This window comes from Methylomarinum vadi (assembly GCF_000733935.1).
Lineage (GTDB): Bacteria > Pseudomonadota > Gammaproteobacteria > Methylococcales > Methylomonadaceae > Methylomarinum > Methylomarinum vadi.
Genome location: NZ_JPON01000001.1, coordinates 4037872 through 4064240, shown reverse-complemented (window position 1 = coordinate 4064240; position 26369 = coordinate 4037872). Strand labels below are relative to the sequence as shown.

Here is a 26369-nt window from a genome sequence, read left to right as displayed (position 1 = left end):
AGAAAAAAAACGGACAATAAACGGAAATGCATAAATGCGTTAGGAGTTAGTGGCTAATTGAGTCGAAAATCGAATAGAATGCAGTCGTGTATTTTACCTTAGTTTAGCGAACGATTATAAATAATGTACCAGGCGACAGCGGATCTTCGTTCCAAGGCCATTCTAAGCTGGCTCAACGAAAAGTTGCGTTTCAAAATTGAAAGTTTTGAACCGGCGTCCAACGATGCCAGTTTTCGGCGTTATTTTCGCGTCATTCATGCCGGTGGGCGTCATATCGTCATGGACGCACCGCCGAACAAGGAAAACACCGAACCGTTCATCCGCATCGCCGGTTTATTAAAACAGGCCGATATTCATGTGCCCGACATTTATCGCCAAAATCTGGCCGAAGGCTTTTTGTTATTGGAAGACCTGGGTTCCCAATGTTTCCTGGACCGATTGGACGAGAAAAGCGCGGACTCGCTGTATCAAAGTGCTTTCGACAGCCTGTTCAAATTACAAACACAAGCCGGCTTGGAACAGTTTCATCTGCCGCGATACGACGAAGCCCTGCTGCAACGCGAACTGGATATTTTTTATCAATGGTTTCTCGGCGACCTGCTTGCCGTCACCATGCCGAAAAGGGTAAAGGGATTTCTCGACGCCTTTCTAATCGAGTCGGCCTTGAGCCAACCGCAAGTCTGCGTCCACCGCGACTTTCATTCCCGTAACCTCATGGTCTTGGGAGAACGCTCGCCCGGCGTGATCGATTTCCAGGACGCCGTGATCGGCCCAATCACTTACGATTTGGTATCGCTGCTGCGTGACTGCTATATCAGCTGGCCGCCACAACAAGTCGAGCAATGGATGCGGCAATATTACCGACGTTTGCAGGCTGCCGGCTTGATCAGTGTCGACATCGACAGATTCCGCCGCTGGTTCGATTTAATGGGGCTGCAACGACACCTGAAAGCCATCGGCATTTTCGCCCGTTTGCATTTGCGCGACCAAAAACCGGGTTATCTGGCCGACATTCCGCGAACGATGAACTATGTCACGCAAGTTTGCGGCGTTTATCCCGAATTGGCGGACTTCGCCCGGTTTTTGCGCGAACGCGTCTTACCCGTCTATCAGGACAAGCTATGAAAGCGATGATATTGGCCGCCGGACGCGGTGAACGCATGCGCCCCTTGACCGATTCCACCCCGAAGCCGTTGCTCGAGGTCGCCGGCAAACCTCTGATCCAATACACCATCGAAAACCTGGTAGCGGCCGGCTATCCGGAAATCGTCATCAATCTAGCCCACCTGGGACGGCGGATTCGGGACTATTTCGGCAACGGTCAGGCGCTGAGCGCGAATATCGTCTATTCCGATGAAGGCGACAGCGCGCTGGAAACCGCCGGAGGTATCATCAAGGCGCTACCCTTGCTGGGAGAACACCCTTTTTTGGTCGTCAATGGTGACATCGCCTGCGATTTTCCGTTATCCTCGTTACATCAAAGACGATTCGATCTGGCCCATCTCGTCCTAGTCGATAATCCGCCCCATCACGCCGACGGCGATTTTTCTATCGCGGAAGACGGGAAACTATCGGAACACGGCCCTAAAAAACTAACATTCAGCGGCATCGGTCTTTATCGCCCGGACTGCTTTGTCGGAATCGCGCCGGGACCGCATAAATTGGGCCCCATATTACGCAAACACATGCTATACGGCCGTATCAGCGGCGAAAAACACTCCGGTTTCTGGATGGACATCGGCACCCCCGAACGCCTGCGGGAACTGGAACATCATTATCAACAGTGAGGAGTTCATCATGTCTGACCATGTCTACAAAAAAATCGAATTGACCGGCTCTTCCAGCGCCGGAATCCAACAGGCCATCGAAAACGCCGTCGCCAAGGCCTCGAAAACGATCAAGAACATGCGCTGGCTTGAAGTCATCGAAACCCGCGGCCATATCGAAGAGGGCAAGGTCGCGCATTGGCAGGTCACGATCAAGATCGGCTTTACCATTGAATAATCGCAAAAGCCGAATAGGGTTACACTGATTAAACCAAGCCTCTTGGTTTTTCCGTCAGTTAACCCTCTTTTGAAAAGTCCTTCTTATAACCCTAAAAATCGACTGTTTTAAAAGCAGGGTTCGCGGAAAGCACTTCCAATCTGGATAATCGATTCAGTTCGACCCGAGAGCCATTATCCATCAGCAAATATTCCCGTCTTTCCTCGTCAACCGCCGTATCGACCGCCTTACCCTCGACAATTTCACCGTTCTTCAATGTCAAGCGAACACGGTAACCGTACAGACAGGTGATTTCGATATAGTCATGTAACTGACAGGAGATTAATTGCGTCATAGTTTGAAGCGTATGTATTGACGAAGTGGAGAACCGGCGGCCCAGACGAAGGCCTCGGTGTAATAATGCATCAAGGCCAAATATCCCAGCAGTCCGAGGGTGATTGCCTTGTAGATTTCGGTATCGAACAGAGTCCTCGTGATCCAATTGACCAGCTCATCCCCATAAGCCTGCAACAAGAAAGTCAACACGAACGACAGCAGCGGCAACACAACAAACACATGTAGATTACAGCGGGCGGCGGCGTGATACAGCCAATTACGCGGTTGCCGATAGTGTTTGTTGTAATCATGGGTGACATAAAAGATATAGGCGGTCGCGTCGTGCACCAGGCGGGGAATCAAGATCGCCAAAAAATAATACTGCTGGGTATACAGGTAAAAACTACTGACGATCAACAGCGTATTGGCCCACATGAAGAATTTGCCGAAGGTGGTCCCTACCTTATGCTGACAGGCGATCGAAGCAGCCACCAGCAAGGCCGACAAGGCCGCCGCAATCCGTCTGATCCATTCCGCCTGCTCAGGTTCCAGGCTGTTTTTCAGGAAAATCCCCATGTAGATGAAGATCCCCGCCGCCACGCTGAGCCATAACAATACATAAAAGGCGTAAGGCGGCAAGCGGCAAACCGCCTTGCCGATACCATGTTGTTGCTTTAAGACATGATATACCGTCCAGCAGGCGGTAATGATATACAGCACCTTGTAAGGAATGAACAAGCTGCCGATGCCGAAAAAGACGATGATGAATGCCGTCATCGCAAATATCTTAGTTCTATAAAAAACCAGGTATTCGCGGTTACTGGTCAATAGAATGGCACTAGCGACAATATGCGGCGTGCCGAACAAAATTTGGAACAAGACATAATGGGTGGGACTGCTGGGCAAATGGTGCAATAAATACTCGCCCCAATACGCGCCATCCACCCATTTAATCAATAGGCAAATCGGGATAATCGCATACAGGCCCATCAACACACGAAAGGAAACCGCCAGTTTATTGTCGTTGATATCCCGTTGAATGGAAAAACTTCGCGCCGACATGATACAACCCTTGTTTATTATTATCGTTATACTGGACAAATACCTTGAATAAGAGATAACGTCCTTAAAACACACGAACTTAATTATTACGGTATTAACCGCTATAACTCAAGAGTTATCATGACATTTCAATTACATCCCCGCCTGGAACAGGATTGCATAGAAATCGGCCGCCTCGAACTTTCTCGTCTGTTCTAAACAACCACCCGCTCAAGCGGGTGGGTTCCAATAACGGACTGAAAGTCCGGATACGCGTCGACTAAACGACGCGTCTTAGTCGGGCTCCATCTTGAAATTATCGTTTGGATTAGGTTCAAAGTGATGCTCCAAATATTGCTTTATCATCTCATCAGTCATTTGCCCCACTGTGGCGCAAAAATAACCGCGGGCTCAAAAATGTCGACCCCAATATCGCTTTTTCAAGTGCGGGAACTCTTCGAACAGATAGCTCGAAGTTCGTCCCTTGATTCGCCTCATGATTTCGCTTGGGGCCATAGTCGGCGGCGCACTCACCAAAATGTGCACATGATCTTTGCTCACGACACCTTTGATAATCCGTATCTCAAAGGCTTCGCATGTCTGCCGCACCAAGTCTCTCACTCGTTCGGCTATTTCATCCTTCAGCACTTTATAACGATACTTCGTAACCCAAACAAAATGATACTCAATTTGGTAAACCGTATGGCTGCCGTATCTATAGTCCATCGCCACCTCCTTGGGCAAATTATCGCAGCTAAAGCTGACCGGCTAAAGCCGGTGGTTTAAACCTTATGATGGATAATTAATGAATGACAACCAGTATCCCTGGTGTCTGCTGGTGCCGGAGAGAGAAAACATTCTGGAAATTTACGAACTATCCCAGCAAGACCAACAACAATTGCTCACCGAATCCAGCCTGCTCAGCAGCAAAATGGCTGAAATTTACCGGGCCGATAAGATGAATATCGCCGCCATCGGCAACATGGTGCCGCAACTGCATGTGCATCATATCGTCCGCTACCGTACCGACAAGGCCTGGCCGGCGCCGGTGTGGGGACACTCCAACGCCCTTCCCTATGACAAGAAACAAATCAAGGCAATGGCCGCGCAGCTGCGAGAGGCGCTAAACAATGCTTTAATTGACTAAAAATTCGGTAAAGAAAACGTCGCGGAAACCGTCGCTGTTGTCATATTTGTCCAACGCATCGGTAATAGCGCGTTTGGTCTTCAAGCGCAATGCCTCGCGCTGCTCCATGGTTTGTAAGTCATCGACCGACATGCCGCTGTAAAGCATAATGAGTTCGTGACGAAGCAAGGGCATGTGTTTCTTGACTTTCTCGATGTACTTATCGCCCTCGATCAGCAATTGCACGTTAACCATCATGTATTTGCGTCTTTCCGCCAGATTGACGGTAAATTTCGGCTTCATCTCCAGATATGCTATATCCGGTATTTTTTCCGGCTGTTCTTCTCCCTCGGCATGGGCTAAACCCGTAAAGATCGTCAAAGCTAACAACAAAACAACTACACGCACGGTTTTTCCTCATATAATGTCCGGGCTGGTTTTCAAACCCGGGATAAGCAATTCCAGCCGGTAAGCCAAGGCTCAAGCCGAATTAACCTTTGTTAAAATTTTTCGGAAACGATAACCAGTATATTCCAATTTTTTTCGTTTACCACCATGACTCAACCACTAGCCGTCGGCCCGATCATGATCGATATCGAAGGACAATCGCTCAGCGAATACGATCGGGAAAAAATCCGCCACCCCAATACCGGCGCGATTATCCTGTTCTCGCGCAACTACGAAAACCCATCCCAAATCAACGAATTAATCGCGGATATACGCCGCAGCCGGCCGGGGGATATTTTAATAGCCGTCGATCAGGAAGGCGGCCGCGTGCAACGTTTTCAAGAGGGCTTCACCCGCCTGCCGGCCGCTATGCATTACCAACTCCAACCGGAACTGGCCGAAATGGCCGGCTGGTTGATGGCCATGGAACTCCTCGCGGTCGGTGTCGATTTCAGTTTTGCGCCGGTGCTCGATGTCGACTGCGGCATCAGTGACATCATCGGTGACCGTTCCTTTTCCAGGGACTGGCGACTGGCTAGCCGTTATGCCGGCAATTTCCGTAACGGCATGCGCAGAGCCGGCATGGCGGCGACCGGCAAGCATTTCCCCGGCCATGGTGCCGTCGCACTGGATTCGCATCTGACATTACCAATCGACCAACGCAACCTGGACGACATCCGCAACAATGACTTGCAGCCATTTAAACAATTGATCGCCGATGGTCTGGAAGCGGTGATGCCGGCCCATGTGGTCTACCCAGCCGTCGACGAACTGCCGGCCGGCTTTTCCCCCATTTGGGTACAACAAATCTTGCGCGATGAATTAAAATTCAATGGTGCTGTGTTCAGTGACGACCTGAGTATGGCGGGTGCCGCCAGTGTCGGAGACTTCCCCGAACGCGCCCGTTTGGCGCAACAAGCCGGCTGCGACATGCTGCTGGTATGCAATAATCCGCAGGCGGCCGAACAGGTATTGGAAAGCGTTCCGATCAAAAACGATGCCCAACGAAATACCCGGCTGAATGCGATGCGCGGCAAGCCGCTGATGAACCGCGAACAACTGCTGGCCTCGGAGCAATGGCGGCGGGTTTCCGAACAAATTACTGACTTTTACCAGACTCATGCTTAACGAAATCAAACAGGTACAACAAACCGCCGAAATGCTGCACAGCGAGCAAGAGGTGGAACATGCAATCGACAAAATGGCGGATCAGATCAACCAGTTTTTAGGTGACCGCAATCCGGTATTGCTATGCGCGATGAACGGCGGCATCGTCACCACCGGCAAATTATTGACCCGGCTTAACTTCCCGTTGACCGTCGATGCCGTTAACGCCAGCCGCTACCGCAATGCTACCAGCGGCGGCGACATCAAATGGTTGCTGAAGCCGGTCACTCCCTTGCAGGGACGAACCGTCTTGATCGTCGACGACATCCTCGATGAAGGTTACACCCTCGACGCCTTGATCCAATTTTGCCAGGAACAAGGCGCCCCATCGGTCTATAGCGCCGTCCTGGTCGACAAGAAACTAAACCGCCCCAAACCGGTAACCGCCGATTTCGTCGGCCTGGAAGTAGAAGACCGTTACTTATTCGGCTATGGCATGGATTACAAAGGTTATCTCAGAAACGCGGCAGGTATATTTGCCTGCAAGGAAACATCATGACACTGGCAATCATCGGCGGTACCGGGTTGACTCAAATCAGCGAACTCCATATCACCGGCCGGCAACAAATCGACACGCCTTACGGGCAAGCCTCGGCCGACTTTATCCACGGCGAACTGAACGGTAAGTCGGTCGTCTTTCTGGCACGCCATGGCAATCCTCATAGGATTCCACCGCATAAAATCAATTACCGTGCTAACATCTGGGGTTTGCAAGCATTGGGAATCACCCAGATCGTGGCGGTCGCGGCCGTCGGCGGCATTAGCGATGAAATGGCACCTTCCCGCATTGCCGTGCCCGACCAATTGATCGACTATAGCTACGGACGGGAACACACTTTTTTTGCCGACGACCTGGAAGAAGTCACCCATATCGACTTTACCCAACCGTATACGCCGGCGTTGCGGCAACGACTGTTGGCAGCCGCCGACAATGCCGGCATCGAAGTGATCAATTATGGGACCTACGGCTGCACACAAGGCCCCCGATTGGAAACGGGCGCCGAAATCATACGGTTGGAACGGGACGGTTGCGATGTGGTCGGCATGACCGGCATGCCGGAAGCGGCGTTGGCGCGGGAGCTGAATATCGATTACGCGGCGTTGGCAGTAGTCGCCAATTGGGCGGCCGGCAAAACGGAAGGCGAAATCACCATGGCCGAAATCGAGCGCCATTTGCAAAAAGGCATGGCGGATACCATGAATTTATTGAAAAAACTGATTGCGGGATAGTCCCGAGAGGACAGGCTGCACCGGAAGAAGCAAGGTGCAGCCTGTCAAGAGGAGATAGGTAGAACTAGTGTGTTTACAAATGCCCTTTCGGGGCATTTAATCCATTCTCACTCGCCATTGGGGAGAGAAAATGCCGGTACTTCCTTGTACCGAATCGGTTGTCATAACAAACAGGACAACTGATTACTTATTTCGATATGCTGAATTACTGGAGTCTTCAGCAATCAATTCAGCGGCTCGATCGTATTTCGCGCTTTCTGAATTTTTGACCATGAAAATCGCGCCCGCAAAGAAGACAACGCCGATAATGATATAAAGCCAAAAATTATCTTTTTCTTGTACTTCACTCATTGTTATTACCTTTTGTAGTTATGTAAGAAAAATGCTGAATTGACTTCAACGCTAGATATAGTACAAAAAGTAAGGTTATTATTTTTGACCCAGATCAAAAAATTCCTTATTAATCAATTAAGTATCGACACAATACATTATTCCAACTGCTCGACCCGATAGCCGCGCTCCAGTAATTGTTGAATCACCCCTTCCCTGGCGGCAAGATGCAACGCGCCGACCAGGACAAATTCAACTTGCGGCGTCGCCAGCATTGCTTCGATTTTCGGCAACCAATCATTATTGCGGAAAACCAATAATGATCGATACAGTTCCGGAAATTCATCCCGCATCGGTGCGATGCCGATACGCTCCAGTCGCCGCATGTCGCCTGAACGCCAGGCCGCCTTCATGTCTCCCATCAACGCCGGCAATTGCTCTAGTTCCTCGATGGTACTCAAGATCATTTCATCCTCTTGTCCCTTGCCCATGTTGGCAATCAAGTCTATCTGTTGTTCGACCGTTTCCAATTGCCCCAAGCGCTTGCCCTCGCGCAATGCCCTGTCATTAAAATAATTATCGACGCCTGCATCGGCCATCCCCAAACGCTGTAACTCGGCCATCGTCAACGTCATTGCCGCCATCGGCGGTTTGAACTGTTGCAAAATTTCCAGCGATAACGTCGTCTTGGCGACATAGGCAACCAGTTTTCGATAAGTCTCTGCCGACAAATCGTCCCTCAATGAGCGTTCGTTCCGGTACATCACTTTGCCCAGCAATTGTTGCTGCGTTTCCGGATTCGCCATCGCCGCCAAATCGGTTTCCAACACCAATATTTCGGCCTGGCGGTAAGCCTGTTCAAACTCTCGCGGCAGCGGATAATCCTGTCTGCTCAAAACATGAATGGTCCCGCCAATATACAGCTCGGATTGCCCCTTGCTGACCTTCCACACGGCTGATTCCGCGGCGCACTGTAGCGGCAACAGCAACCATAGTAAAATAAACCCACGCATCATTATCGTCCCCCCGTAAATCTATATGAATAATATCCAAACCATCCCCTTACAGAATCTGGCGCTGACCTTTGTTCCGGTATTGGTTGTGCTCGTCATTCTGTTTAAATGGCAGCAAGGCCTTGGCCATGCCAGTTATGCCCTGGCCAGAATGCTTACCCAATTGCTGTTGATCGGTTATTTGTTGAATTATATCTTCAAGTCCGATTCGCCTGCCGTGACCTTGTCGATATTGGCGGTGATGATTCTTTTTTCCTGCTGGATCGGACTCGGCTCGATCAAGTCGAAGCGGAGAAAATTGTTATTGAAAGCCATCATCGCGGTGCTGGCGGGAGGAGGAGCGACCTTAGGAATCATCATCCTAACGGTGCTGGAATTACAACCTTGGTATCAGGCCCGCTATGTCATTCCATTGGCCGGCATGATTTTCGCCAGTTGCATGAACAGCCTCAGTCTGGCGGCGGATCGTTTTCAGGCGGAGATGGCAAATGGTGCGGCCTACGTCGAAGCGCGAAATCACGCTTTCCATACGGCCATGATACCGACCATCAACGGTCTGCTGGCCGTCGGCCTGGTTTCTTTGCCGGGCATGATGACCGGACAGATTCTGTCCGGCGTTTCACCTTTTATCGCCGCCAGATACCAGATCATGGTCATGGCCATGATCTTCGCTTCATCGGGGCTGACGGCGACTTGTTTTTTGTCCCTGTTAAGAAAAGACTACAGCCATCAATGATGGCCGCCTTCGCCGTGAATATGGCCGTGGGCAATCTCGTCCTCGCTCGCTTCCCGGACATCCATTACTTCAACGTCGAAGGTCAGGGCCTCGCCCGCCAACGGATGATTCCCGTCGATCGTCACTTCCTCGCCATCGATATGAATGACGGTAATGATGCCGGGACCGTGGCTGACTTCTGCTTGGAACTGCATTCCCTCTTCCACCGGCATATCGCCGAACATGCTTTTGGGGACTACTTGAATCATCTCGGCGCGTTTTTCGCCGTAAGCATCTTCCGGCTCGACCGTGACATTGAATTTGTCTCCAGGCGTCTTGCCAGTCAATGCATCCTCCAAACCGGAGATGATATTGCCCGCCCCGTGTAAATAAACCAATGGCTCAGAGCCCACGGAACTGTCCAGTGTCTCGCCGACCGAATTGGTTAATGTATAATGGATAGACACGGCCGTGTTATCTGTAATCTGCATGGCAACAACCTTAATGCTTAACTAAAAACTTTCTATCATACCTGTTTTACAAATAAATTACATGTCCCGTTGGCGACCACCTCGACCCAAATCATCTCCTTATATCACCCAGGAAGGCTATCGAGCCCTGGAAAATGAATTAAAACAGCTTTGGGAAAGACGCAAGGACGTCACCGCCGCCCTTTCGGCCGCCGCGGCCGAAGGCGACCGCTCCGAGAACGCCGAATACATCTACCGAAAAAAAGAACTGCGCGAAATCGACCGGCGCATCCGCTATCTGCAAAAACGCCTGCCATCTTTGACCATCGTTTCCGAACTGCCGGCCAACCGCGAGCAGATTTTTTTCGGCGCCTGGGTAACCTTGGAAAAAACCGACGGTTCGGAAGTGACCTACCGCATCGTCGGCCCCGATGAAATCGACTCCGGCAAAGGCTATATCAGCCTCGATTCGCCGTTAGCGCGCGCCCTGTTGAAAAAAACGCTGGACGACGAAGTCGTTATCCGCAATGAACTGCGGGAAACGCGCTATTATGTGGTCGATATTGATTATCGTTGACAGGCAAAAAAACACAATTCATCTTCTTCGCACATGTATTGCACCTCATTTAACCAAATGATGGCAAAACTGAGATCAAAATTGCCTGCATCAGTGGGAATGCACAATCTGCATGAAGCAAAACTCCGCCCTGCTACCAACAATCTTCAAAACCTCCGAGGAAATAGCCATTGCTTCAGGCGAGCTGCGGTTCGTATAAAATAGGGAAGACTAAGCTTTATCCGCTAGCATTGCCGATCTTATCCCGACTACTCACCTTCAATAACTCCCGCACCATGGCATTGGGAAAACGGCGGTTCGGGGTAATGGCATAGAAACGTTCACGAATCGCGGAGATCCGATGTTTTTCGACCAAAATCCCCTGGCGTAGCTCATCCTGAACCACAACCGGCGGCACCAGCGCCAGATGCCCGGAATCGCGTGCCAGCAACCGCAGCATGGCCATATCGTCGACTTCGGCAATCACCTGTGGTCTGATCCCGGCCTGCTCCAGCAGGAAATCGAACGCGGCGCGGATTTCACTTTCCATGCTCGGTAGCAACAGCGGTATCGTTGCCAAGTCCTCGGGAAAGCGCAACATTGGCTCACCTTCGACCGGCTTGCCGACCAGACTGACGGCCTGTTCATCCAGCAAATGACAATGCCAATTATTTTCGGCGTCTCGCGGTATCGGACGGTTGGACAGGACCAGATCGAGGGTATGGGTATGCATTTGCGCCAGCAATTCACGCAGGCTGCCGGAGTGCAAAACCAACTCGATATCGCTGCGAAGCAGCAGCGAGCGCACCAGTTCCAGCTGAAAATTACGCGACAACGTCGATACCGCACCGATACGCAGCAGTTGCCGCATACTGGCCGGACGGCCATGCATAAGGCTGACCAGTTCATCCCCGGCCTTGAAAATGGCATTGGCATAATCCAGGGCAATTCGCCCCGCTTCGGTCAAGTGCAGACGCTTTCCCTCCCGATCAAACAGTTTTTGTCCCAGAGAATCCTCGAGCTGGCGTAGTTGAATACTCAACGCCGATTGCGATACATGCAGTTTTTCAGCGGCCCGAGTCAGATTGTTTTCGTTGGCGATCATCCAGAAATAGCGCAGATGGTGATAATTCAGTGCGGCCATATATAAATAAAATAGAACGATTATTTAAATTTTATATATTGGATGAATTAATAACAGATTGCTAGTATGGCGACCAGATTAATTTTCGCTAATAAAGGAGATTTCCGTGCCTTATTCAATACTTTACCCCCATTCCAGGGCCTCCGCACTCGTTCTACTGGGGCAGACCAGACACTTTATTCCACTGCTAGCCTGGCTAACGTTAGCCCAAAGGGAGGAAGGCGCATGCATACTCTAATCGCACTCTTAGTCGTCTTAGGACCCAGCCTAATGCTGGCACTGCTATTCATTTCCAATCATTGGGCGGACCGTCATCCTCAGACGATGAACAGGATCGGTGGCACCGCCGCCATTGCCGCGCTGACGGCAAGCCTGTTTGCCGTCAGCGGCTACCTATACACCGGTAGAGTCGACCAAAACATCGCCGGCCTGGATATCTACTTCGACTCTCTGTCCGCTACCATGCTTGTGCTGGTCGCCGCCATCGGTACGATCGTGATTCGTTATGCGCGCAATTACCTGGATGGCGACCCCGGTCATGGACATTTTCAGAAATGGCTGGGGATAACCGTCGGTTCGGTACTGATCCTGGTGGTCTCCGGCAATCTGATTCAGTTTACCCTCGCCTGGATGGCGACCAGTCTGAGTCTGCACCGCTTGCTGCTGTTTTATCCGGAACGCCCCGCAGCGCGGATCGCGGCACATAAAAAATTCGTCATCAGCCGCCTCGGCGACATCAGCCTGATTGCGGCCATGTTCGCAATCTACCAAGCTTTCGGCAGCCTCCATTTCAGTGAAATTTTCGCTGCGGCCGATGCCTATCGCTGGCCTTATGCTGACGAGAGCGGCACTTATCTAACCTGGGCGGGATTTGCCCTGGTACTCGGCGCCGCTCTGAAATCGGCCCAGTTTCCGTTCCATAGCTGGCTACCCGAAGTCATGGAAACGCCGACGCCCGTGTCGGCATTGATGCATGCCGGCATCATCAATGCCGGCGGCTTCCTGATCGTCAGAATGAGCCATGTCATGGTACTGACGCCGGCGGCTTTGAACCTGCTCGCCGTTATTGGCGCCGTCACCGCCCTGTTCGGCGCACTGGCGATGCTGACCCAAACCAACATCAAAAAATCGTTAGCCTTCTCCACGATCGGACAAATGGGTTTCATGATGTTGCAGTGCGGCCTCGGTGCCTTTTCCTCGGCAATCCTGCATATCGTCGCTCATGGACTGTATAAGGCCCATGCCTTTCTCTCAAGCGGCAGTATCGTCGACATTGCCAAATCGTCTTGGACACCGGCCCCACGCGCGGGACGACATCCGGGAGAGTTACTACTGGCCTTCTTCGCCGCTTCCTTGTTGACTTATTTTTGTGCCCTGGGCTTTGGCCTTAGCCTGGCGGAAGAACCCGGGATAATCGTGCTCGGGGCGATTTTACAAATAGCACTGACTTATCTGCTATGGAATGCGCTGGAAACCGACACCGATCTGACTCAAATATTGCGAGGCATCGGCCTGGCGGCCGGCGCCGGTGTCGCCTATTTCAGCCTGCAGATATTGTTCATGCACTTGCTGAACGATGCCATAGCGACCGTCGCGCCCGCCCGCGGCGTATTCAGCTGGCTGTTGCTGGCCACGGTCCTCGCCTGCTTCATTTGGGTGCTGATGTTACAGGTGCAGTTTCCGGGGCCGGCCGCGAACCGAGTCTGGCAGGCCGCTTATGTCCATTTTTACAACGGTTTTTACATCAGCAGCCTGGCTAACCGATTGTTACAGCGGATTTGGCCGGACAGAGGAAGCCAGCCGTCCATGCGCTCACCGTCCGCCCGCCAAGACCATTAACGCCCGCGGCGTTTTAGCCGCCGCGAATCCGGAGTCATTAAAGGGCCGGTTGGGTGAATACAGTGCCTAATTTAAATGCCATCCCAAGGACGGTGAGGGCTGGATACTAAACTTATGATTAGAGGAAATTGACGATGAACTCTGCCACCCCATTGTTACACCTACAAAAGAATCACGTTGGACTGAACAAAGATAGGGTAGATCAGCCCACCCCCGAGCTGAAACGGGCGATCAAGCAAGCCTGCCGCCGCATCGCCCCGTTATGGCCTTTGCAGCATTTTGTTGCAGTCAATCCTTTTCTGGGGCTGACCGACCTCGATTTCAACAAGGCATGTACAACCATGCACCGCGTCGCTCATGGCGACATGGTGATGTCGGCGCAATTTTATGCCGAGCAGTTCAGCAAACGCCGACTAAACAACCACCCGCTCAAGCGGGTGGGTTCCAATAACGGACTGAAAGTCCGGATACGCGTCGACTAAACGACGCGTCTTAGTCGGGCTCCATCTTGAAATTATCGTTTGGATTAGGTTCAAAGTGATGCTCCAAATATTGCTTTATCATCTCATCAGTCATTTGCCCCACTGTGGCGCAAAAATAACCGCGGGCTCAAAAATGTCGACCCCAATATCGCTTTTTCAAGTGCGGGAACTCTTCGAACAGATAGCTCGAAGTTCGTCCCTTGATTCGCCTCATGATTTCGCTTGGGGCCATAGTCGGCGGCGCACTCACCAAAATGTGCACATGATCTTTGCTCACGACACCTTTGATAATCCGTATCTCAAAGGCTTCGCATGTCTGCCGCACCAAGTCTCTCACTCGTTCGGCTATTTCATCCTTCAGCACTTTATAACGATACTTCGTAACCCAAACAAAATGATACTCAATTTGGTAAACCGTATGGCTGCCGTATCTATAGTCCATCGCCACCTCCTTGGGCAAATTATCGCAGCTAAAGCTGACCGGCTAAAGCCGGTGGTTTAAACCTTATGATGGATAATTAATGATGACGATCTGAATCAAGCCATCGGACTGAGCGAACCGACCGTTTTAACCGACCCCAGCGCGGCCGGCTGCAAAGCTGCCTTGGACGACATGTGCGCTGGAGATGACAAGGTCATATCCGCCGAGTTGTTACCTACCTTCGCCGATTTCGTCGACGCCGATCAAGGAACGACCTGGGCCAGCTTCATCACCGACGAAATCTCGAAATGGTGTGCCGCCTATTTCGATCAGGGCCAATCCGCCTGGCGCATGCCGTGGCGAGCGCTACCGTTGTATCAGGCCTGGAAGCGCGTCGCCCTGCTGGACCGCAACCCGGAGATCGCCGGTCTGGCTAATTTTCGTCTTGTCATCGAAACCTTGCCGGATAACTCCGAAGAGGCGATCCAACAGATGCTCAAGGTTTGTCGCCCGCCCGAAGAAAATCTTCCTGATTTTCTACACCGGCAGTTAATGTCTGTCTCGGGTTGGAGCGGCTGGATTCAATATCAAATGCGCGAGACATTCCGGCATGACCGGGAGAAAGCAACCTTGGCCGATCTGCTCGCGATCCGTCTGGCGTACGATTATGCGTTAGGCCGCGCCCTCGGTGAGGACAGCGTCGTGGCCTGGCGGATTAGTCTGGACGACGTTCTAGCCACGTCGACATCGGTAAATCAGCGGCTGGAACTGTTGAACGTATTCCAATTAGCCTATGAAATCGGTTATCAACGCGAATTGTTGGCGACACTGCAGCCGGCCTCCACCGAAACAGTCGCCGCTTCCGCTGCGCGCAAGGCTGTGCAGGCGGTATTTTGCATAGACGTACGCTCCGAGGTCTATCGCCGGGCCTTGGAAACAGTCTCGGCGGAATCAGAAACATTGGGTTTCGCCGGTTTCTTCGGTTTTCCGATCGAGTACATCCCGCTGGGGCACCCGCGCGGCAACTCGCAATGCCCGGTCCTGATCTCGCCGAAATTCAGTATCCGCGAAAGCGTATCCGGTGCCACGGTGTCCGAATTGGGTGAAATCCTGGAAAAACGGTGGTTGCGGAAACGGCTCTATAAACTGTGGAAGTCATTCAAAAACTCGGCGGTATCCTGTTTTTCCTATGTTGAGATTGCCGGTTTACTGTTCGGCATCAAATTGTTTACCGACACCCTCGGCCTGACTCGACCGGTGGCAAAGCCAGGTACGGCCGGACTGGACAAGGCTATCGTGCGCCGTATCGGACCATTGATCAATCGGCAACGCGGTCGTCTGGTGGCCGGGGGAGCGGTGGTCGAAACCGGCATCGCGTTGAGCGAACGGATCGAGCTGGCGCGCAATGCCCTGCAAGGCATGGGTTTGACCGGCAATTTCGCGCGGCTGGTGTTACTGTGCGGACACGGCAGCAGTACGGTGAACAATCCGTACGGCTCCGGCCTCGATTGCGGCGCCTGCGGCGGCCACAGCGGCGAAGCCAATGCGCGCGTCGCGGCGGCGACGCTGAACGACCGCGAAGTACGTTCGGGTCTGGCCGCTCAGGGCATCGTCATTCCGCGCGACACCTGGTTCGTGGCCGGCCAACACGATACCACCACCGATGAAATACATCTGTTCGACCTGGACAACGCTCCGCAGGCGTTCGCCGCCGAGCTGGCGCAACTGAGCGCCTGGCTGAACCAGGCATCACAACTGGCGCGCCTCGAACGGGCGGGCGGACTGGGAATCACGTCGCGAGATCAAGCCGATGTGGCTCAAGCGATAACCGCTCGCAGCCACGACTGGTCGCAAGTACGCCCGGAGTGGGGCTTGACCGGCAATGCGGCCTTCATCGCCGCCCCCAGGGAAAGAACCCAACAGGCGACATTCAACGGCCGGGTGTTTCTGCATAATTACGACGCCAGGCAAGATAAGGACGGAGCGATCCTGGAGTTGATCATGACCGCGCCGATGGTCGTGGCAAGCTGGATCAATCTGCAATATTACGCATCCACGGTCAATAACAAACTGTTCGGCAGCGGCAACAAGGTGATCCACAACGTCGTCGGCACTTTCGGTATTTTGCAGGGCAACGGCGGCGATCTGCAGGTGGGCCTGCCTTGGCAATCGGTACACGATGGCCAGAAGTTGCGCCACGAACCGCTACGACTGACCGTATTGTTAGAAGCATCCGCGCTCGCGATTGAAAATGTGCTGAATAAACATGAAGCGGTACGGCAATTGGTCGACCACCGCTGGTTGCACCTGTTTCGCATCGATCCGGACAATGGCCGCTGTTACCGCTATCTCGGTAACAGCGCTTGGCAACAAGTTGAGACAGCGGAGGCTCATTGACATGAAAACCCCGACAGCAATTCAATTGAACGCGAGTTCATCCCAACTCGCGAACCGTTCCGATCGATGGCAGCATCAAGCGCAAGATGATCATTTGGATTTATTGGAGGCCGAAGCCATATTCATTATGCGCGAGATTGCCGCGGAGTGCCGTAATCCGGTTCTGATGTTTTCCGGCGGCAAGGATTCCGCGGTCTTGCTGCATCTGGCCTACAAGGCATACTATCCCGAACGGATCGGCTTCGCGCTGCTGCACATCGATACTGGTCACAACTATCCGGAGGTGATCGAATACCGTGACCGGATGGCTCGACACTATGGCTGTCGTTTGCATGTCCGCAGCGTCGAGGATTCGATCCGCGCCGGTTCGGTGCGGTTGCGTGATGCGCTGGAATCGCGCAACCCGCATCAATCGGTGACCCTGATGGAAGCCATCGCCGAATGGGATTTCGACGCCTGCCTGGGCGGCGCCCGCCGCGACGAGGAAAAATCCCGCGCCAAGGAACGGGTGGTCAGCGTACGCGATGAATTCGGCCAGTGGGAACCGAAAAACCAGCGCCCCGAACTGTGGTCGCTGTATAACACCCGGGTCGATGCAGGCGAGCATTTGCGGGTATTCCCGATCTCCAACTGGACCGAGTTGGATGTGTGGCAATACATTCAACGAGAAGACATCGCCCTGCCCGAGTTGTATTTCGCACATCGCCGCGAAGTGATCAGACGCGGCGACCTGCTGGTTCCGGTCACGGCATTGACGCCGGCCAGGGAGGGCGATGTTGTCGAAACGGTCAGTTGCCGTTTCCGCACCGTCGGCGATATTTCCTGCACGGCGCCGATTGAATCCTCGGCTGCGACGCTGGCCGATATTATCCAAGAAACCCGACAATGCCTGATCACCGAACGCGGCGCTACCCGACTGGACGACCGCGCCTCGGAAGCGGCCATGGAACAACGCAAGAAAGAGGGGTATTTCTGATGAACATCGTTTCCATCGCACCAAGCAACCAACACGAAATCGCCGACAACGCGCCATCCGGCCTGCTGCGCTTCATCACCGCCGGCAGCGTCGACGACGGCAAGAGCACCCTGATAGGCCGCTTGCTCCACGACACTAACAATGTGGCGGCCGACCAGCTGGAGGCTGTCCGCGCTCATTCGCGACAACGCGGCCTCAGCGAACTGGACCTGTCGTTGTTGACCGACGGCCTGCAGGCGGAACGCGAGCAAGGCATCACCATCGATGTCGCCTATCGCTATTTTTCGACCGAGCGGCGCAAATTCATCATCGGCGACTCGCCGGGGCATGAACAATACACCCGCAACATGGTCACTGCGGCGTCGAGCGCCGATTTGGCCATTTTACTGGTCGATGCCCGTAAAGGCGTGGTCACGCAAACCCGTCGTCACGCCTATCTCGCTCATCTGCTCGGTATTCAACAATGGATACTGGCGATCAACAAGATGGACCTGATGGACTGGGATGAAAGCGTCTATCGTCAGATCGTCGATGACTTCAACGCCTTCGCCGGCCAACTCGGCGATCCCAAGATTCAGGCGATCCCCCTGTCGGCCCTGAGTGGCGACAATGTCGTGCAAGCCAGCGCTGCGATGCCCTGGTATCAGGGACCGACATTGCTCCGGCACTTGGAGCAGGTTCCGGCCAGGTGGCAATCCAGTCCCTCGGCGCTGCGTTTACCGGTGCAGCGGGTCGCCCGGATCATGCTTGGCAATGGCGCCGAGCAATCGGCTTCCGGAATCGATGCCGAGTTTCGCGGCTATCAGGGAAGCCTTGCTTCGGGCACCCTGCAGGAAGGGGATCTTATTATGGCGTTGCCGTCGGGGCGCACGGCACGGGTTCGCAGCCTGCAATCGGCCACCCGCAAGGTAGGACGCGCGGAAGGGCAAAGCGCCGTGGTCATTACCTTGGATGACGAGCTGGATATCTCCCGTGGCGACATGCTGGTCGCCCCCGACCATCCTCCCCGGGTCGTCAAGGAAGTCATCGCCGATCTCTGCTGGCTGGCGGAAGAGCCGCTGCAACCCCGGCGCAAATATTTAATCAAGCATACGACTCGCACGGTCAACGCCCTATTCGCCGAATTGCAGCACCGGATCGAGGTCAATTCCCTGGTATCGGAACCCCATCCTGAAACGGCGGCGATGAACGACATACTGCGGGTGCGCATCAAATTGCAGCAGCCGCTGTTTGTCGATCTTTATGCCGACAACCGGATAACGGGAAGTTTCATCGTCATCGACGCCAGTACCCATGCCACCGTGGCCGGCGGGGTCATTGTTAGTTAAACGCGAATAAAGCGCGCTTTATTCACTGTCGAATAATCGAAGACAATGACAAATCGGAGTCTGCGTTCATTACTCGGCAGGTTTCTTAAGAAGGGGGTAAAAGATAATATCTTCGCACGGCAAACAATGCCGTGGTAATGATGAAGACTCAACCGATTAACTTTAAACCCGGCGGAAGCGCTTCGCCATAGATTTGCTTCTCCTGTTGTTCATCCAACTGCGTGAATTCCTCGACCATGGCGATCCATGAGGACGGCAGCTTGCTCGAGCGCATTTTGTCGAGCACTTGTTCGCGCATGTCGTCATCGATATCGCGCGCACGGTCGCCGCTGTTGCGCGCGATCATGGTTGCGGCGAAACCGGCCTGCGGCACTTTCTTCCAATCGACGGTTAACAATTGCTCCAACCACACTGACACGGTAGTGGCGGGAACGACATTATGGCTACTGCCGTGAAAAGGCACCCGCGAACCGATACGCCCCACCGCCCACCAGGTTTGCTGCGGTTCGCTGGCCTTTTGCAGGCGTTTCAGCAGCCATCCCCCCAATTCAGTCTTTTTCTCGACCGGCAGGCGTTCCAATACGCCGGCCAGGCGCACCATATCCTCGTAGCCCCTTGTCTTGATTTGTTTGGCCACCCCTGCCTGCCGGGCCGCAGCCGGATTAAGGAATTTGGCGATATCTTTCAACAGCCGCTGCTGGGCCTCTGTGTCGAGGCCGCCGGCGATACGCCGCCACAGCGTCCACCACTCGCTCCAGTTCTGCTGTTCGTTGACGAACTGGATGCCCTGTTGGTAGGTTTTCCATAATTGATCGACACGCCAATCGTCCAGCGGATAACCGAAGCCGGGACGCAGGCAGAAACCGGTCAGGCTGAGCCAGACCCTTTCATGGTTCTCCGAACGGCGCCGGTTCTTCAGGCCGTCCAGCAATACCGCGAACAGGGCTCGCAATAATGGCGTATCCCACTCTGCCCGCCCCATGCCCAGCGCTTTCTCCAGATCGGCGCGCAGGCTTTTGACCGCCTTGGGATTTACCTGTTTGGATTTGGCTCCGAACACCCGCTGAATATTCTCGGCCGCCTGCTCGAACTGGGGCGGCAGCTCGACATCGCCGCTTGCGGCGACTCCTTTTTTACGCAGCTGAAATTCGACATCCCAGCGACGATTTTCATCGGCTATTGCAACGCATTGAATCTGCAATGTGCCGATTTCGGTATGCGTTGCCACCAACTGCACCGCCACTTCGGCTTTGTCCTCACCCTCGAAAGCCACGGCCAAAGGCGGCAGAGAATGGAAATAGTCATCGTCGACGTCGACCAATTGTCCGGGCCGGTAATCGCCGTCGCCGCTGTGGGAAACCAGATGAAAACGGACCGGCTGCCCTACCCGTAAGGCGAATTGTTGCCCGCTCAGGCGAATTTCGTTGCCTTCTTCGCTGCCTTTCGGCAGGATACAAACGCCCTGCTGCTGTTGCTTACCGCTTTCGATCAGTAAAAAATAGCTGCGCGCGGAACCGCCGCCGATACGAATGTTTTTTTCCCGGCGCGCCACCGCATAGCTGACGGCGCCGTAGGCCACCGCCAATTCCGGATGGTTGTTTTCCAGCAACTTCGGCGATTTGTCGCTCCAACTGTTGAGCAGATCAATGACCCGTTGCGTCAACGGCTGACTGCGAAATACCCCGCCATTCAGCAGCAACGCATCCGGCGCGATGCTGTCCTTGCCTAGGGCCTCCTTGGCCGCATTGCCGTGCATATGCAAAAAAGCGGCGATATGTTTGCTGACGGCCGGTTCCGCCGCGTACGGCAAACCGAACTCGACCACCCCGCTTCGCTTTTTGTCCGGCAATTCATCGATAGCGGACAACGGGAAAAAACCGTCCAGCGCGATATTTCTGACTTCATCCCGTGTCAATGATGTGGTCCGGCTGCCGCCGATCAGACGGGAGCCGCCTCCCAACAGCGTCACGTTGACCTGCTCCGGCGCGTCGTCGGCCAGTAGTTGCTCTTTGGCGATGCGGCATTGCTCGATTAATTGGGAAAAATCGGCCGTCGACAATTTTTTCTCGCCTGGATTCAAGCGCCCTTCCGCCAGGCGCGCCAAGGCCAGGTCGATATTATCGCCGCCTAGCATCAAATGGTCGCCGACCCCGATCCGGGTCAATTTCGGCTCTTTTTCGCCGGGCTCGACCTTGATCAGGGTCAGGTCCGTGGTGCCGCCGCCGACATCGCAAACCAGCAGCAAATGCACATCGGCCAATGCCTGGCGGATATTCCCGGCGTGCCGGCGCAGCCAGTCGTAACAAACCGCCTGCGGTTCTTCGAGCAACCGGACATCGGCCAAGCCGGCAATGCGAGCGGCTTCCAAAGTCAACGATCTGGCCGCCTCGTCGAACGAAGCAGGCACGGTGATGACGATATCCTGTTCTTCTAAAGGGGCGTCGGGAAAGCGATGCCGCCAAACGTTACGGACATGGGCCAGATAACTAGCGCTGGCGTCCAAGGGCGATACTTTGTCGATCTCCTCGGCGCTGCCCCACGGCAGAATGGCGGCACCATGATCGACTGCCGGATGAGACAGCCAGCTCTTGGCGCTGGTCACCAGACGTCCCTGGGTTTTCGCACCCAGCAGCCGGGCGGCCTCGCCGACGACGGCCTTGTCACCGGCCGGCGAAAAGCGGATGTCGTCCTCGCTCAACTCGCCCTCGGCGGGGTGATAGCGCACGGACGGCAACAGCGATCTCGGCGCCACCTGTCCCGGCGCCACCAGCTGATCGATAGCGAAAATATCGATTTCATGCGCAGCCAGGTCGGCGCGGCTATAGGCGACGGCAGTATGGGTCGTCCCCAGATCGATTCCGACTAGATATTGAGCTTGTTTATCCACGGTACTACTTGCTTAGGTTGTTCCACTTGAATAGCGATGATTAAGAAAACCCACCGAATTTATAAACAATGGCGCCAATCGCGACGATGGCGACGACGGCCCATCCTATCCTGTCCATATAGCGGCGCAGGCCCGACTCCAAACGTTCGCCGCCGGCTGCGATCAACAATGCCAACAGAAAGAAGCGCGCGCCGCGGCCGACGAAGGAAGCCGCGACAAAGGGCAGAAACAACATCTGCAAGGCCCCGGCGGCAATGGTGAAGACCTTGTAGGGAATCGGCGAAAAGCCGGCGACGAACACGGCCCATACCCCCCATTGCTGGAACCAGTTTTCCGCCAACAGGTATTTTTCCCAGTATCGGCTTTGCTGCAACCAGGGCGAGATGCTGTCGAACATGAAATAACCGATGGCAAATCCCAACATACCGCCGAGGGTCGAGGCCAGCGTGGTCAATAACGCCAAGCGCCATGCCCTGGCGGGCTGGGACAACGACATCGGTGCCAGCATCACGTCCGGCGGAATTGGAAAAAAAGACGATTCGGCAAAGCTCAGCACGGCCAGATATTTGGCGGCATGACGATGCCTGGACCAAACCAGGGCCTTATCGTAAAGTTTCTGAAACATGGTCAACTGGTCCCCGATAAGAAGGGAACGAAACTGACCCGTTCCAACACTTCGTCTTCAAATCCCTTGTCGCTATAGGTGATCCGATGCAATTCCTGGCGCTGTCCCTGCCCGACCGGAATCACCATGACGCCGCCCGGCGCCATTTGTTGCAACAGCGTTTCCGGTATTTCCTGCGGCGCGGCGGCGGCCAGGATGCCGTCGAAAGGCGCGTTATCGGGCCAGCCCCAACCGCCGTCGCTGTGCAAATAACTGACGTTTTTCAATTTCAACTCCCACAGGTGATCCCTGGCCTTTTTCAGCAGCGGCCCGATGCGTTCGACCGTATAAACCCTGTCGACCAGTTGCGCCAGAATGGCGGTTTGATAGCCGCAGCCCGTGCCGATTTCCAACACCTTGTGCAACGGGCCCTTTTGCAGCAACAACTCGGTCATCCGGGCCACGATATAGGGCTGGGAAATCGTTTGGTTATGGCCGATCGGCAAGGCCGTATCTTCATAGGAGCGGCTGGCTAAAGCTTCGTCGACAAAAATATGCCGGGGCGTTTCGGCCATGACGTTCAAGACCTTGGTATCCCTGATACCCTGGTCATGCAGGCGCCTGACCATGCGTTCGCGGGTCCTGCGCGAAGTCATACCGATGCCCATCAGGCGTTGGTTCATCATGTCTCATCCTCCAACTCCAGCCAATGCCCCAGGGTATCGATGCGCTCGTAACGGGTCAGGTCCAGTTGCAGCGGCGTTACCGACACATAACCGTTATTGATCGCGAAAAAATCCGTTCCCGGCCCGGCGTCTTGCTCGCTGCCGGCCGGGCCGACCCAATAAATGTCGCGTCCGCGCGGGTCACTAGCCTTAATCATGCCTTCCGCGCGGTGGCGTTGCCCCAAGCGGGTGGATTGATACCCCTGCAATTCGGCAATCGGAATATCCGGCACATTGACATTCAACAACGTATCCTTCGGCAAGGGATGCTTGACGATTTTTTTCATCAGCGTGACGGCAACATGGGCGGCGGTATCGAAATGCTTCGGGTCGCTGGCGGCCAAAGAGACCGCGACCGCAGGCAGGCCGAGAAAGCGTCCTTCGGTGGCCGCCGCGACGGTGCCCGAATATAGAACGTCATCGCCCAGATTGGCGCCATGATTGATGCCGGCAAACACCATGTCCGGCTCATCGGCCAACAGACCGGTGATAGCCAAATGCACGCAATCGGTCGGTGTCCCATCGACGCGGATGAAACCGTTTTCGGATTGGATCGCCCTGAGCGGCGTTTCCAGGGTCAAGGAATTGCTGGCCGCGCTGCGGTTTCTATCGGGGGCAACGACGGAAACGTCGGCATAACGGGACAATGACTCGGCCAACGTGACGAGTCCCTGCGCCAGATAACCGTCGTCATTACTGATTAAGATGTGCATGCGATTCTAAAACACTATAAAATCCGCCATATTAGCAAATATTCCAGGATAAATTCAGCTAGCGTGGCAAAAAAAATACTTTCTGCGGAGGATTCCGAATTATTCAGACAAACCATCGGTAAAGTCCAGCCCGTCAAAAAAGACAACGTGGTACTGAAACCGGCAAAAAAGCCCCCGCCCCGTCCGAAAACCAGAGAATTGGAGCGGGACAACCCGTTGCAAAAAACACTCGTAGCGCCGCTGGAAATCCTCAGCAATGAAGACAAACTAAGTTTCCTCGTTCCGGGCCTGCAGAAGAACGTATTGAAAAAGCTACGCAAAGGTTACTTCGGCCTGGATGCCGACATCGATCTGCACGGCCTCGGCACCCACGAAGCCAAGCTGCGACTGTTAAATTTTCTCCATCATTGCCTCGAAAACGGCTGCCGTTGCGTGCATATCATTCATGGCAAGGGCTACCGTTCCCCCGATAGCCTGCCGGTGCTGAAAAACGAAATCAACTTATGGCTACGCCAGCACAAGGACGTATTGGCATTCTGTTCGGCGCCGCCCAAGGACGGGGGCACCGGCGCCGTGTTCGTGCTATTGAAGTTAGCGGAGAAATACGGCGAACAATACGACACCGAGTACTAAGCGGTAATAAACGAAAGGCATCACGCCGATCTTGGCCAACAAGCGCAAAAACCAACCGATGGTGAGATAGGCCACCACGCCGGAAACCGCTGCGCCCAGCGCGATCAAGTCCCATTGCACCGGTTCCTGACTTTGGTATAGCTCGATGACATGCAGCATGCCGGCCAGAGCGATGACCGGAATGGACAGCAAAAAGGAAAAACGGGCCGCCTGCTCCCGCCGTAAACCGGTGATCAACCCCGCCGTAATGGTGATACCCGAGCGCGACGTGCCGGGGATCAACGCGATAGCCTGAAACAAACCGACCAGCACCGCATCCAGCAAGCTAATCTGGCTGCGCTGCTCTTTGGCCCGTTTCTCGGCCCACCATAACAGCAAGGCGAAAACGATCGTGGCCGCGGCGATCACCAGGGGCGCGCGCAAGGCTTCGGTCACCGAATCGGGCAAGGCAATGCCGACCAGGCCGACCGGAATGGTTCCGAGTCCGACATACCAGGCCAATTTGGCGTCATCATTCAACCCCTTGCCGAATAGCGAACCAAACCAGGCCGAGAGAATTTGCGCCAAATCACGGCGATAGTAGGCGACCACCGCGGACAAGGTGCCGACATGCACCGCGACATCGAAGACCAAACCCTGGTCCTGCCAACCGGAAATCACCGGCAACAGAATCAAATGGGCCGAACTGGAAATCGGTAAAAACTCGGTGAGACCTTGGAGTAAAGCGAGCGCTATTGCTTGAATGATGTCCATAGTAATTGTATATAAGGTAGAAAATGCGCTGACGGCGTGCAAAAGCACGCCATTTTAATGGATAACGGCGCGCAATAATAACACCTTGTCAGTCTTCCGCTCGCTTTGGGAACAACATTGTTTATCGGTTGGAAACTGAAATCTCGGCGGCGATCACATACAATAGAGTTTTTCGCCGCCCAAACGATAACGTTCGCGCCCGCGACAATGCACTTCTGGACAAAAAATGGACTGGTTCGACCCGCATTCAATTTCCTACACCGTGCTGATCCTGAGCCTGGTAATCTCTTCCGGCCTGGCCCTCGGGGAGATCCCACTGTTAAAACTGAAACTGGGCATCGCCGGCGTGTTGTTTTCCGGCATCGCTTTCAGCCATTTTGGCATCACCTTGGACGGCCACCTAATGCATTTCGTCCGCGAATTCGGCCTAATTCTGTTCGTATACGCCATCGGCCTGCAAGTCGGTCCGGGATTCGTCAATTCTTTCCTCAATTACGGCGTGCGCCTCAATATCATGGCCGCTAGCATCGTGCTGATGGGGGCGCTGATCGCCGTCATGGCCAGCCACTATGCCGGGATAGAAATTCCGGTCGCGGTCGGCCTGTTTTCCGGCGCCACCACCAACACCCCTTCGCTGGCCACCGCCCAGGAAATCCTTGGCCAAGTTCCCGACGTCGACGCCAATACGCTGAAACAGCCCGGCCTGGGTTATGCCGTCGCCTACCCTTTCGGCGTCGTCGGCATCATCCTGTCGATGCTGATCGTCAAACAAGTTTTTTCCATCGATGTCGCCGGTGAAGCGGCCGACTTCAAAAAACAGCAAAAGAGCTCGACCAGCAAACACATCGCCAAGGACCTGATTATCGAAAATCCTAATCTGAATGGCCTGACGATCGCACAAATTCCTTTTTTCGATGCGATGGACGCTATAGTCACCCGCATCGCCCATGACAATCAAGTCACTATCGTCACCAATGAAACCGTGCTGCAAAAAGGCGATTCGATTCGCGTGGTCGGCAATCCGGAAAACATCGACAACTAAACAACCACCCG

28 protein-coding genes and 2 pseudogenes are annotated in these 26369 nt (G+C 54.1%); 16 read left to right on the top strand and 14 right to left on the bottom strand.

The window, feature by feature from the left end; genetic code table 11:
- Positions 1 to 123: 123 nt before the first annotated feature.
- Genes EP25_RS0120215 through EP25_RS0120205 form a run of 3 tightly spaced genes read left to right on the top strand, consistent with a single transcriptional unit; the run spans position 124 to position 2004 of the window.
- Positions 124 to 1125 (top strand): aminoglycoside phosphotransferase family protein, encoded by a 1002-nt coding sequence (locus EP25_RS0120215; protein WP_031435531.1) that lies wholly within the window; start codon positions 124 to 126, stop codon positions 1123 to 1125.
- Positions 1122 to 1787 (top strand): N-acetylmuramate alpha-1-phosphate uridylyltransferase MurU, encoded by a 666-nt coding sequence (gene murU, locus EP25_RS0120210; protein WP_031435530.1) that lies wholly within the window; start codon positions 1122 to 1124, stop codon positions 1785 to 1787. Before EP25_RS0120215 ends, murU begins: the two co-directional genes overlap by 4 nt.
- A 10-nt stretch (positions 1788 to 1797) precedes the next feature.
- Complete coding sequence (locus EP25_RS0120205; RefSeq protein WP_031435529.1) at positions 1798 to 2004, top strand: dodecin; 207 nt, start codon at positions 1798 to 1800, stop codon at positions 2002 to 2004.
- A 91-nt stretch (positions 2005 to 2095) separates the two neighbouring features.
- On the opposite strand, the gene EP25_RS0120200 is transcribed toward EP25_RS0120205, so the two are convergent.
- The 3 genes and pseudogenes from EP25_RS0120200 to tnpA (EP25_RS0120185) form a co-directional block, all read right to left on the bottom strand.
- A complete protein-coding gene (locus EP25_RS0120200) occupies positions 2096 to 2338 on the bottom strand; it encodes a Rho-binding antiterminator (protein WP_031435528.1) in 243 nt (80 codons plus the stop codon).
- Positions 2335 to 3381, bottom strand: a complete 1047-nt coding sequence (locus EP25_RS0120195; RefSeq protein ID WP_031435527.1) for a hypothetical protein — start codon at positions 3379 to 3381, stop codon at positions 2335 to 2337. The genes EP25_RS0120200 and EP25_RS0120195 overlap by 4 nt, the downstream gene beginning before the upstream one ends.
- Before the next feature lie 273 nt (positions 3382 to 3654).
- Positions 3655 to 4086, bottom strand: a pseudogene (gene tnpA / locus EP25_RS0120185) (IS200/IS605 family transposase).
- A 79-nt stretch (positions 4087 to 4165) separates the two neighbouring features.
- On the opposite strand from tnpA (EP25_RS0120185), the gene EP25_RS0120180 reads away from it, so the two are divergent.
- Positions 4166 to 4507, top strand: coding sequence for an HIT domain-containing protein (locus EP25_RS0120180; RefSeq protein ID WP_031435526.1), 342 nt, complete (start codon positions 4166 to 4168; stop codon positions 4505 to 4507).
- On the opposite strand, the gene EP25_RS0120175 is transcribed toward EP25_RS0120180, so the two are convergent.
- Positions 4496 to 4894, bottom strand: coding sequence for a flagellar basal body-associated FliL family protein (locus EP25_RS0120175; protein WP_031435525.1), 399 nt, complete (start codon positions 4892 to 4894; stop codon positions 4496 to 4498). The genes EP25_RS0120180 and EP25_RS0120175 overlap by 12 nt on opposite strands.
- A 147-nt stretch (positions 4895 to 5041) precedes the next feature.
- On the opposite strand from EP25_RS0120175, the gene nagZ reads away from it, so the two are divergent.
- From nagZ to EP25_RS0120160, 3 genes are read left to right on the top strand one after another with little or no spacing between them, the layout of a single operon-like run.
- Complete coding sequence (gene nagZ / locus EP25_RS0120170) at positions 5042 to 6061, top strand: beta-N-acetylhexosaminidase (RefSeq protein ID WP_031435524.1); 1020 nt, start codon at positions 5042 to 5044, stop codon at positions 6059 to 6061.
- Entirely contained in the window at positions 6054 to 6599 is a 546-nt protein-coding gene (locus EP25_RS0120165) for a hypoxanthine-guanine phosphoribosyltransferase (RefSeq protein WP_031435523.1), read from the top strand. Before nagZ ends, EP25_RS0120165 begins: the two co-directional genes overlap by 8 nt.
- A complete protein-coding gene (locus EP25_RS0120160) occupies positions 6593 to 7330 on the top strand; it encodes an S-methyl-5'-thioinosine phosphorylase (protein ID WP_407661380.1) in 738 nt (245 codons plus the stop codon). Before EP25_RS0120165 ends, EP25_RS0120160 begins: the two co-directional genes overlap by 7 nt.
- A 183-nt stretch (positions 7331 to 7513) precedes the next feature.
- On the opposite strand, the gene EP25_RS23665 is transcribed toward EP25_RS0120160, so the two are convergent.
- The gene (locus EP25_RS23665; RefSeq protein WP_200875061.1) at positions 7514 to 7681 is read right to left on the bottom strand and encodes a hypothetical protein; all 168 of its coding nucleotides are present in this window, start codon (positions 7679 to 7681) and stop codon (positions 7514 to 7516) included.
- Positions 7682 to 7818: 137 nt separating this feature from the next.
- Positions 7819 to 8673 (bottom strand): TraB/GumN family protein, encoded by an 855-nt coding sequence (locus tag EP25_RS0120150; protein WP_031435521.1) that lies wholly within the window; start codon positions 8671 to 8673, stop codon positions 7819 to 7821.
- Positions 8674 to 8698: 25 nt separating this feature from the next.
- Here EP25_RS0120150 and EP25_RS0120145 point away from each other — a divergent pair, with 25 nt between their 5' ends.
- Positions 8699 to 9409: an ABC transporter permease gene (locus EP25_RS0120145; RefSeq protein WP_031435520.1), complete on the top strand. Its 711-nt coding sequence runs from the start codon at positions 8699 to 8701 to the stop codon at positions 9407 to 9409.
- Here EP25_RS0120145 and EP25_RS0120140 read toward each other — a convergent pair.
- Positions 9403 to 9879, bottom strand: a complete 477-nt coding sequence (locus EP25_RS0120140) for an FKBP-type peptidyl-prolyl cis-trans isomerase (protein WP_031435519.1) — start codon at positions 9877 to 9879, stop codon at positions 9403 to 9405. The two genes, EP25_RS0120145 and EP25_RS0120140, sit on opposite strands and share 7 nt — an antisense overlap.
- A gap of 61 nt (positions 9880 to 9940) precedes the next feature.
- Between EP25_RS0120140 and greB the strand changes: the two genes are divergently transcribed.
- Positions 9941 to 10435 (top strand): transcription elongation factor GreB, encoded by a 495-nt coding sequence (gene greB / locus EP25_RS0120135; RefSeq protein WP_031435518.1) that lies wholly within the window; start codon positions 9941 to 9943, stop codon positions 10433 to 10435.
- 217 nt (positions 10436 to 10652) lie between these two features.
- On the opposite strand, the gene EP25_RS0120130 is transcribed toward greB, so the two are convergent.
- Positions 10653 to 11558, bottom strand: a complete 906-nt coding sequence (locus EP25_RS0120130) for a LysR family transcriptional regulator (protein ID WP_031435517.1) — start codon at positions 11556 to 11558, stop codon at positions 10653 to 10655.
- Positions 11559 to 11783: 225 nt separating this feature from the next.
- On the opposite strand from EP25_RS0120130, the gene EP25_RS0120125 reads away from it, so the two are divergent.
- Both EP25_RS0120125 and EP25_RS0120120 read left to right on the top strand, forming a co-directional pair.
- Positions 11784 to 13397, top strand: a complete 1614-nt coding sequence (locus tag EP25_RS0120125) for a proton-conducting transporter transmembrane domain-containing protein (RefSeq protein WP_031435516.1) — start codon at positions 11784 to 11786, stop codon at positions 13395 to 13397.
- Positions 13398 to 13531: 134 nt separating this feature from the next.
- Positions 13532 to 13879, top strand: coding sequence for a putative inorganic carbon transporter subunit DabA (locus tag EP25_RS0120120; RefSeq protein WP_031435515.1), 348 nt, complete (start codon positions 13532 to 13534; stop codon positions 13877 to 13879).
- 10 nt (positions 13880 to 13889) lie between these two features.
- Here EP25_RS0120120 and tnpA (EP25_RS0120110) read toward each other — a convergent pair.
- Positions 13890 to 14321 (bottom strand): annotated as a pseudogene (gene tnpA / locus EP25_RS0120110) (IS200/IS605 family transposase).
- Positions 14322 to 14393: 72 nt separating this feature from the next.
- Here tnpA (EP25_RS0120110) and EP25_RS0120105 point away from each other — a divergent pair.
- Genes EP25_RS0120105 through EP25_RS0120095 form a run of 3 tightly spaced genes read left to right on the top strand, consistent with a single transcriptional unit; the run spans position 14394 to position 19001 of the window.
- On the top strand, positions 14394 to 16697 hold the full coding sequence (locus EP25_RS0120105; protein ID WP_084191118.1) for a YbcC family protein: 2304 nt from the start codon (positions 14394 to 14396) through the stop codon (positions 16695 to 16697).
- A 1-nt stretch (position 16698) separates the two neighbouring features.
- Positions 16699 to 17673, top strand: a complete 975-nt coding sequence (gene cysD / locus EP25_RS0120100) for a sulfate adenylyltransferase subunit CysD (RefSeq protein ID WP_084191117.1) — start codon at positions 16699 to 16701, stop codon at positions 17671 to 17673.
- Positions 17673 to 19001 (top strand): sulfate adenylyltransferase subunit 1, encoded by a 1329-nt coding sequence (locus tag EP25_RS0120095; RefSeq protein WP_051906938.1) that lies wholly within the window; start codon positions 17673 to 17675, stop codon positions 18999 to 19001. Before cysD ends, EP25_RS0120095 begins: the two co-directional genes overlap by 1 nt.
- Before the next feature lie 148 nt (positions 19002 to 19149).
- On the opposite strand, the gene EP25_RS0120090 is transcribed toward EP25_RS0120095, so the two are convergent.
- Genes EP25_RS0120090 through surE form a run of 4 tightly spaced genes read right to left on the bottom strand, consistent with a single transcriptional unit; the run spans position 19150 to position 23930 of the window.
- Entirely contained in the window at positions 19150 to 21888 is a 2739-nt protein-coding gene (locus EP25_RS0120090) for an Hsp70 family protein (RefSeq protein ID WP_031435511.1), read from the bottom strand.
- A 40-nt stretch (positions 21889 to 21928) separates the two neighbouring features.
- The gene (locus EP25_RS0120085; RefSeq protein WP_200875060.1) at positions 21929 to 22513 is read right to left on the bottom strand and encodes a YqaA family protein; all 585 of its coding nucleotides are present in this window, start codon (positions 22511 to 22513) and stop codon (positions 21929 to 21931) included.
- A 2-nt stretch (positions 22514 to 22515) separates the two neighbouring features.
- Positions 22516 to 23175 carry a protein-L-isoaspartate(D-aspartate) O-methyltransferase gene (locus EP25_RS0120080; RefSeq protein WP_031435509.1) on the bottom strand — a complete coding sequence of 220 codons (660 nt, stop codon included), beginning with the start codon at positions 23173 to 23175 and terminating at the stop codon, positions 22516 to 22518.
- Positions 23175 to 23930: a 5'/3'-nucleotidase SurE gene (surE, locus tag EP25_RS0120075; RefSeq protein ID WP_031435508.1), complete on the bottom strand. Its 756-nt coding sequence runs from the start codon at positions 23928 to 23930 to the stop codon at positions 23175 to 23177. Before surE ends, EP25_RS0120080 begins: the two co-directional genes overlap by 1 nt.
- Before the next feature lie 63 nt (positions 23931 to 23993).
- Here surE and EP25_RS0120070 point away from each other — a divergent pair, with 63 nt between their 5' ends.
- Entirely contained in the window at positions 23994 to 24563 is a 570-nt protein-coding gene (locus tag EP25_RS0120070; RefSeq protein ID WP_031435507.1) for a Smr/MutS family protein, read from the top strand.
- Here EP25_RS0120070 and EP25_RS0120065 read toward each other — a convergent pair.
- On the bottom strand, positions 24522 to 25316 hold the full coding sequence (locus tag EP25_RS0120065) for an undecaprenyl-diphosphate phosphatase (RefSeq protein WP_031435506.1): 795 nt from the start codon (positions 25314 to 25316) through the stop codon (positions 24522 to 24524). The genes EP25_RS0120070 and EP25_RS0120065 overlap by 42 nt on opposite strands.
- A gap of 226 nt (positions 25317 to 25542) precedes the next feature.
- On the opposite strand from EP25_RS0120065, the gene EP25_RS0120060 reads away from it, so the two are divergent.
- Positions 25543 to 26358, top strand: coding sequence for an aspartate-alanine antiporter-like transporter (locus EP25_RS0120060; protein WP_051906937.1), 816 nt, complete (start codon positions 25543 to 25545; stop codon positions 26356 to 26358).
- Positions 26359 to 26369 lie beyond the last annotated feature (11 nt).

Excerpts from the sequence above, each read along its gene's own strand:
- EP25_RS0120215 (WP_031435531.1), top strand. The coding sequence starts at position 124 with ATGTACCAGGCGACAGCGGATCTTCGTTCCAAGGCCATTCTAAGCTGG.
- murU (WP_031435530.1), top strand. The coding sequence starts at position 1,122 with ATGAAAGCGATGATATTGGCCGCCGGACGCGGTGAACGCATGCGCCCC.
- EP25_RS0120205 (WP_031435529.1), top strand. The coding sequence starts at position 1,798 with ATGTCTGACCATGTCTACAAAAAAATCGAATTGACCGGCTCTTCCAGC.
- EP25_RS0120200 (WP_031435528.1), bottom strand. The coding sequence starts at position 2,338 with ATGACGCAATTAATCTCCTGTCAGTTACATGACTATATCGAAATCACC.
- EP25_RS0120195 (WP_031435527.1), bottom strand. The coding sequence starts at position 3,381 with ATGTCGGCGCGAAGTTTTTCCATTCAACGGGATATCAACGACAATAAA.
- EP25_RS0120180 (WP_031435526.1), top strand. The coding sequence starts at position 4,166 with ATGAATGACAACCAGTATCCCTGGTGTCTGCTGGTGCCGGAGAGAGAA.
- nagZ (WP_031435524.1), top strand. The coding sequence starts at position 5,042 with ATGACTCAACCACTAGCCGTCGGCCCGATCATGATCGATATCGAAGGA.
- EP25_RS0120165 (WP_031435523.1), top strand. The coding sequence starts at position 6,054 with ATGCTTAACGAAATCAAACAGGTACAACAAACCGCCGAAATGCTGCAC.
- EP25_RS23665 (WP_200875061.1), bottom strand. The coding sequence starts at position 7,681 with ATGAGTGAAGTACAAGAAAAAGATAATTTTTGGCTTTATATCATTATC.
- EP25_RS0120150 (WP_031435521.1), bottom strand. The coding sequence starts at position 8,673 with ATGCGTGGGTTTATTTTACTATGGTTGCTGTTGCCGCTACAGTGCGCC.
- EP25_RS0120145 (WP_031435520.1), top strand. The coding sequence starts at position 8,699 with ATGAATAATATCCAAACCATCCCCTTACAGAATCTGGCGCTGACCTTT.
- EP25_RS0120140 (WP_031435519.1), bottom strand. The coding sequence starts at position 9,879 with ATGCAGATTACAGATAACACGGCCGTGTCTATCCATTATACATTAACC.
- greB (WP_031435518.1), top strand. The coding sequence starts at position 9,941 with ATGTCCCGTTGGCGACCACCTCGACCCAAATCATCTCCTTATATCACC.
- EP25_RS0120130 (WP_031435517.1), bottom strand. The coding sequence starts at position 11,558 with ATGGCCGCACTGAATTATCACCATCTGCGCTATTTCTGGATGATCGCC.
- EP25_RS0120125 (WP_031435516.1), top strand. The coding sequence starts at position 11,784 with ATGCATACTCTAATCGCACTCTTAGTCGTCTTAGGACCCAGCCTAATG.
- EP25_RS0120120 (WP_031435515.1), top strand. The coding sequence starts at position 13,532 with ATGAACTCTGCCACCCCATTGTTACACCTACAAAAGAATCACGTTGGA.
- cysD (WP_084191117.1), top strand. The coding sequence starts at position 16,699 with ATGAAAACCCCGACAGCAATTCAATTGAACGCGAGTTCATCCCAACTC.
- EP25_RS0120095 (WP_051906938.1), top strand. The coding sequence starts at position 17,673 with ATGAACATCGTTTCCATCGCACCAAGCAACCAACACGAAATCGCCGAC.
- EP25_RS0120085 (WP_200875060.1), bottom strand. The coding sequence starts at position 22,513 with ATGTTTCAGAAACTTTACGATAAGGCCCTGGTTTGGTCCAGGCATCGT.
- EP25_RS0120080 (WP_031435509.1), bottom strand. The coding sequence starts at position 23,175 with ATGAACCAACGCCTGATGGGCATCGGTATGACTTCGCGCAGGACCCGC.
- surE (WP_031435508.1), bottom strand. The coding sequence starts at position 23,930 with ATGCACATCTTAATCAGTAATGACGACGGTTATCTGGCGCAGGGACTC.
- EP25_RS0120065 (WP_031435506.1), bottom strand. The coding sequence starts at position 25,316 with ATGGACATCATTCAAGCAATAGCGCTCGCTTTACTCCAAGGTCTCACC.
- EP25_RS0120060 (WP_051906937.1), top strand. The coding sequence starts at position 25,543 with ATGGACTGGTTCGACCCGCATTCAATTTCCTACACCGTGCTGATCCTG.